We start from the raw sequence: 6,096 nt of genomic DNA, 5'->3' as shown, positions 1-6,096 counted from the left end.
CATGCGGTTTCTTTCTGTACTGAACCGGTGCCACATAACTGAACCTCCATTACCGTCTTAGGGTTCCAGAATAACGGACAGCTGCCCACAAAAAACCCCCTGCCGGCATCCGACAGGGGGTTCTTTTATCGGCGCGGCCCTTGGGCCGCAACACCGGAACCGGTCTTAGAACTGGTTCATGGTGTTGTCTTTACCACCGGCCTTCAGGGCTGCTTCGCCCGCGAAGTATTCCTTGTGGTCGTCACCGATGTTGGAGCCGGCCATGTCCTGGTGCTTGACGCACGCCAGACCCTTGCGGATCTCCTGGCGCTGGACGTCGCGCACGTAAGCCAGCATGCCTTCCTCACCGAAGTAGCCCTTGGCCAGGTTGTCCGTGGACAGGGCCGCGGTGTGGTAGGTCGGCAGTGTGATGAGGTGATGGAAGATGCCGGCGTGCTTGGAACCATCCTTCTGGAAGTTCTGGGTCCAGCGGTCGGCTTCCGCAGCAAGTTCGGAATCGTCGTACTTGCTGTTCATCAGATCGGAGCGGTCGTACTGGGACACGTCCTTGCCTTCTTCCTTCCAGGCGTCGAACACCTGCTGACGGAAGTTCAGGGTCCAGTTGAAGGACGGGCTGTTGTTGTAGACCAGCTTGGCGTCCGGAACCTCTTCCTTGATGCGGTTGACCATACCCGCGATCTGGCCGACGTGCGGCTTCTCGGTCTCGATCCACAGCAGGTCCGCGCCGTTCTTCAGGCTGGTGATGCAGTCCAGAACCACGCGGTCCTCGCCAGTGCCTTCCTGGAATTCGTACAGGCCGTTGGGCAGACGCATCGGCTTGTGCAGCTCGCCCTTCTTCTTGATGACCATGTCGCCTTCCTGAACATCCTCGGCGGACTTGACCGGCTCGGTCTTCAGGAAACCGGTGTAGGTAGCCGCCAGATCGCCCGGCTCCTGGGAGACCGGAATCTTGTGGGTCAGGCCAGCGCCCAGGGAGTCGGTACGCGCAACGATGACACCGTCTTCAACACCCAGCTCGAGGAACGCATAGCGAACCGCGTTGATCTTGGCGATGAAGTCCTCGTGGGGGCAGGTTACCTTGCCGGCCTGGTGACCGCACTGCTTGGCGTCGGAGACCTGGTTCTCGATCTGGATGGCGCAGGCGCCTGCCTCGATCATCTTCTTGGACAGCAGGTAGGTCGCTTCCTCGTTACCGAAACCGGCGTCGATGTCGGCGATGATCGGCACAACGTGGGTCTCGAAGTTGTCGATCCTGTCGATCAGCTCCTGGACCTTCTTGTCATCACCGGCTTCACGGGCTTCATCAAGGTCGTGGAACAGATGGTTGAGTTCGCGCGCGTCCGCCTGCTTGAGGAAGGTGTAGAGCTCTTCGATCAGGCTCGGTACCGCAGTCTTCTCATGCATGGACTGGTCCGGCAGCGGGCCGAACTCGGAACGCATGGCGGCGACCATCCAGCCTGAGAGATACAGGTAGCTGCGCTTGGTGGTGCCATGGTGGCGCTTGACGGCCATCATCTTCTGCTGGCCGATGAACCCGTGCCAGCAACCCAGGGACTGGGTGTACTTGCTGTGGTCCTTGTCGTACTCGGCCATGTCCTCACGCATGATCCGTGCGGTGTAGCGCGCGATGTCCAGGCCGGTCTGGAACCGGTTCTGGGCGCGCATGCGGGCCACATACTCAGGCGTAATGTGGTCCCATTTGCCGCCCTGCGACTTGCGCAGTGCAGCTGCTTCTTCAATGTCCTTCATGTAGTTCGACATGATTCACCTATGCTTCGGGAGTGGAACAACACGATTGGTCGGCGCCTCCCCTGTGGCGAGGAGTCGTGCCTCGAGCGCTGGCGTATTCTATCCGGATTCACACCATAATTAAAATCAATGCAATCAATTCCCGACATTCTTTCCATGAATGTTACGCCGTGCTGAATAGACCCGGTACCGGCCATCGTCTGACAGGCTCCGAACCGGGCCTATGGAGCGGATCATCGGCTCCTGGTAGGGCAGAAAGGCATTGGCAACCAGCCTGAGTTCAGCGCCCGGCTGCAGGAAATCCGGCAATGCCCGGAACCATTGGTTGATCGGATCCAGGTTCTTCTTCTGACCCTGATGGAAGGGCGGATTGCTGAAAACGCTGGCATAACGGCCTGTGACACCAGCGAGACCGTCAGACGCGACAATCGTCACTCCCTGCGCTCCCTCGAAGAACGCACGGGCACAGTTCAGGGCCTGCCAGTGCACGTCGGCCAGTGTGACCGCGAGCTCCGGCCACTGGTGGCGCAGCCAAGCGGCAATCACGCCGTTGCCGCAGGCCAGATCCAGCACCGGCTCGGCTGGTTTCTCCGTTACCGTTGCCAGCAGCTGGCGGGTGCCCTCATCCAGCCGCCCCTCACTGAACAGACCGGGAAGGCTGTAGAGTTCAAGATCGGCGCCCGGGGCCACCACGGTGACCGGTTCCAGCCAGTCCCAGACACGGAAAGGCGCTGCCGGGGTCTCCAGCGTCGCACACCAGAGCTGGCAGTGCCGGGCACTGTCGATCCGGAAGGCACCGGGGAAACGCTCCCGGAACTGACGGCTGCCACGTGCAATGCCTTCACGTTTCGCCCCCACCAGCCACAGCTCGCCACCAGCGGCCAGCCGGGCGGCCGCCCAGGCCATGCGCATCTCCAGCTCCGAGCGCGCCTTGGGCATCAGGATCACGATGGTGTCAAACGCATCCGGTGTCTCCGGATCGTCATAGCCGAAGAGCCTGCCTCCGTCAGCCCCGCCACCGTGCCCGTGAACACCGTAATGGGTGGTCAGCGCGTGCAGCCGGCATCCCTGCCAGTAGGGCATGGGGCCATCATGGCCGACAAGGCAGACCCGCTCCCCCAGCCGGTCCAGTGAGCGTTCCAGAATGCTGAGCGCCGGGCTGGCTTCAGTCATCATTGTTCAAGGGTTCTCCCGAATAGGTGAATCGCAGGTTCTGGTAATAGCGGCGCACAATGGCGGGCGAATCCGGCACACGATACCGCCCCACGGACCGCACCGCACGCAGTGCGCTCTCATCCAGGCCGCTATGGCCGCTGGGCAGATGCACGCGGGAGGTCTCAAGATAGCCCTGGGCGTCCACGGAGAAACGGATCTCACCGCGGTGACGCGCATCCGCCCCCTCTGGCTGTTCCCATCGGGCCATGATCTGGCGCTTCATGCGGGCCAGATATTCATTGGCCATACGGATCCTGCGCTCCTCGATCTCGCTGACCATGGACTCGCCGCGGATGGCATCCATTTCCCCCTCATCCAGTGCTTCCATGCCCGTATCAGCGCCGATTTCCGGCCCCTTCCCGGCCTCCGGCGCCGTCTCCGGCTCCGCCTCTTCCTGGCCCAGGGACATACTGGCACTGGCCGGATCCGGTTCGCTCCGGGCCTTTCCCTCAGTCGCTGCATCCGGACTGGGGGCGCCGCTGTCCGGCGACGGCTGTTCATCCGCCCCCTCCCGAGTGTCCTCCGGGGATTCCGGGCGGCTGGGGGCCTCAGAGATCTCCGGGCTGGGCGCGTCGCCAGTGGCGCCAGGATCTTCCGGCGCAGCGGCCGGCTCTTCCTCGGCCTTGGGCGCATCCATCCGGGTACCATCCAGGTCAGTCACCTCATCCGTATCCCGCGGCATATGCTGTTCATCCGGTTCCGGTTCTGGCTCAGGTTCTGGCTCAGGTTCTGGCTCAGGCTCGGGTTCCTCCGGTGCGGGTTCGGGCTCAGGCTGCGGAAAGGAAACGCGCACGTCCCGCTGAAGGGGCTCCACCTCCGGCATACGGGGCAGAATGGGAGGGAGAAGGCTGACAACCAGCAGGTGCAGTGCCAGGCTGAGCCCGAGAACAAGCCACCAGAGCCGGCGGGGCATGGACGTCCTGTTTCCCATGGTACCCCCGTTCAGCAGGCGGCGGTGGCGACGGATCCCCAGCCGGGGTAAGGACCCGGGTTCCGGCCGGCACACCCGCCTGTGGTATCCTCTCCGCCCTTCAGAAGCCGGCCCGGGTTCGCAGCGCGATGGCTGGCTCCACCCGTGGCGGGGCCCACAAGCTGCGGTACGGGCCGATTGATGTCAGTGATTGTGCGGGAGCCCTGATCCATGGCAACGATGATAACCGGAGAGCATCAGGAGCGCGAACCACTCCGCATCCTTTACCAGGATGAACATCTGGTGGCGATGCACAAACCCTCCGGCATGCTGGTGCATCCCACAAAGGTGGATCGCCACGAACAGCGCATCGCCCTGCCCCTGCTGCGCGATCAGATCGGCCAGTATCTCTACCCGGTCCACCGGCTGGACAAACCCACCTCGGGGGTTCTGGTGTTCGCGCTGGACCCGGACACAGCCCGCGAACTGGCCAATACGTTCCAGGCCCACCGGGTCCGCAAGGACTACCTGGCGGTCGTGCGCGGCTGGCCACCGCTCGGCGGCATCATCGACCAGCCCCTGGCCCCGCGCGACCCGGACAGCCGCAAGCGCAAACGCCGCAAGGCCCCACAGTCGGCCATGACCCTGTACCACCGCCTGTCCTGCACTTCGATCCCGATCTCCGTGGACGGACGCTATACCCATACCCGCTACAGTCTGGTACGCCTGCGCCCGGTCACCGGGCGTCGGCACCAGCTCCGGCGTCACCTCAAGAGCCGCAACCACCCCCTGATCGGGGACGTGAACTACGGCAAGGGCATACATAACCGCTTTTTCCGGGAGCAGTACGGACTCAACCGCCTTATGCTGTGCGCGGTGAGCCTGTCCTTCGGGCATCCGGTGACAGGCGAACCGCTTCAGATCCAGACCGCGCCGGATGGGGATTTCACGGGCGTGGCTGAGGCCGTGGGCCTATCCCTGGGAGAATGGACCGGGGCAGGCGCCTCACCCTCCAAGCAGTGACTCGAACAGCTGCCGGTATTCCGGGATGACACGGGTCCGGCGGTAGCGTTCCGGCATCAGGGTCTCCGGCCCGGGCCGGGGTTCCGCCAGGACAGCCATAAGCCGCTCCGCCGCCGCCTGCCCTTCCAGTTCGGGTGCCTCCCTGGAAGGGTAACGGAAATCCGCCGGCACATACTCCGGATAGGCAAGACGGTCCGGGACAATGGGCACGCAGCCGGCCGCCATGGCTTCCTGCACCGCCAGCCCCTGGAAGTCATGCAGCGCGGTGGAAAGCACCATGTCCGCCTCCTCCAGAAGCCGATCGTAGGCCTCCCGGCTTTCCATGTAGCCCAGGTTGACCAGTTCCCCGGCGAATTCCTCCCGGATGTGCGCGAACGCCTCCGGCGCCTGACGGAACCCTTCACCCACCAGGCTCAGACGAAAGGGTTGTCCACGCCCTCGCAGGGCCCGCAGCAACGCGAGGAGCCGTTCCGGGCCCTTGTCGTATTCCCAGCGGTGATTCCAAAGGAGATGGGGGACCGCGGGCCAGTCCCGCTGCAGTGCCGTGAACCGCTCATCGGGGATCGGCACAGGCACCACCCGCGAACGCGCCTCGATGGTGGCCACGGCGGTTTCCGGCTTGCGGTCCGGCATGCGCCTGAGCAGCTCCCGAGCCCCTTCCAGAAAACTCCTCCGGTTCCATTCGCTGTTGAACAGTACCTGGTCGGCCGCAAGAGCCGTGTACAGATTCACCACCTTCGGCTCGTTACTGGCCACCCGCTCATGTTGCTCCGGGTAGGCAAACTGGTTCTCGTGGAAATAAACCACGGTGGGCGCGGCTGCAATACCCCGGTTAAGGCCGCGGACCACGGCCAGGTCCACCATGCTGGTCGCGAGCACCAGATCCGGTGCCTGCTGCAATTCCGGCGCGTCGTACCAACTCAGGGGGTTACCCCGGATCCGCCACCGGAAATGACGCGCCGGCAGCGCGAGGGCCTGCCAGTGGTAGTCCGGCAACCCCCGCCCCAGCCGTTCCCGCCAGAGCCGATGACTGGCCGCCTCATAGGCGGAGAGGCACAGCACCCGGGAGCGTTCAGCGCCCATGGTAATCCAGATCCAACGGGCCCATTTCTCCGGCAATCCGTTCGCTCAGAAGCGCTGCCGACCCACAGGCGTTGGTCCACCCCAGTGTTCCATGGCCGGTATTCAGGTAGAGCCCC

Annotated in this window: 5 protein-coding genes; 1 reads left to right on the top strand and 4 read right to left on the bottom strand. The window is 63.9% G+C overall.

The window, feature by feature from the left end:
* Positions 1 to 165: 165 nt before the first annotated feature.
* The 3 genes from QZ501_RS14590 to QZ501_RS14580 all read right to left on the bottom strand — a co-directional run bounded on the left by QZ501_RS14590 (position 166) and on the right by QZ501_RS14580 (position 3,895).
* On the bottom strand, positions 166 to 1,761 hold the full coding sequence (locus tag QZ501_RS14590) for an isocitrate lyase (RefSeq protein WP_295720535.1): 1,596 nt from the start codon (positions 1,759 to 1,761) through the stop codon (positions 166 to 168).
* 123 nt (positions 1,762 to 1,884) lie between these two features.
* A complete protein-coding gene (locus QZ501_RS14585; RefSeq protein ID WP_160898864.1) occupies positions 1,885 to 2,925 on the bottom strand; it encodes a class I SAM-dependent methyltransferase in 1,041 nt (346 codons plus the stop codon).
* Positions 2,915 to 3,895, bottom strand: coding sequence for a TonB family protein (locus QZ501_RS14580; protein ID WP_295720532.1), 981 nt, complete (start codon positions 3,893 to 3,895; stop codon positions 2,915 to 2,917). The genes QZ501_RS14585 and QZ501_RS14580 overlap by 11 nt, the downstream gene beginning before the upstream one ends.
* A gap of 210 nt (positions 3,896 to 4,105) precedes the next feature.
* On the opposite strand from QZ501_RS14580, the gene QZ501_RS14575 reads away from it, so the two are divergent.
* Entirely contained in the window at positions 4,106 to 4,897 is a 792-nt protein-coding gene (locus QZ501_RS14575; protein WP_295720530.1) for a pseudouridine synthase, read from the top strand.
* Here the strand turns inward: QZ501_RS14575 and QZ501_RS14570 are convergent.
* Positions 4,880 to 5,980, bottom strand: a complete 1,101-nt coding sequence (locus tag QZ501_RS14570; RefSeq protein ID WP_295720528.1) for a DUF3524 domain-containing protein — start codon at positions 5,978 to 5,980, stop codon at positions 4,880 to 4,882. The two genes, QZ501_RS14575 and QZ501_RS14570, sit on opposite strands and share 18 nt — an antisense overlap.
* Positions 5,981 to 6,096 lie beyond the last annotated feature (116 nt).

The organism is uncultured Halovibrio sp., from assembly GCF_913056445.1.
GTDB lineage: Bacteria > Pseudomonadota > Gammaproteobacteria > Pseudomonadales > Oleiphilaceae > Halospina > Halospina utahensis_B.
The sequence above is the reverse complement of the archived record's forward strand: the minus strand, read 5'-3'. Positions and strand labels throughout refer to the sequence as shown.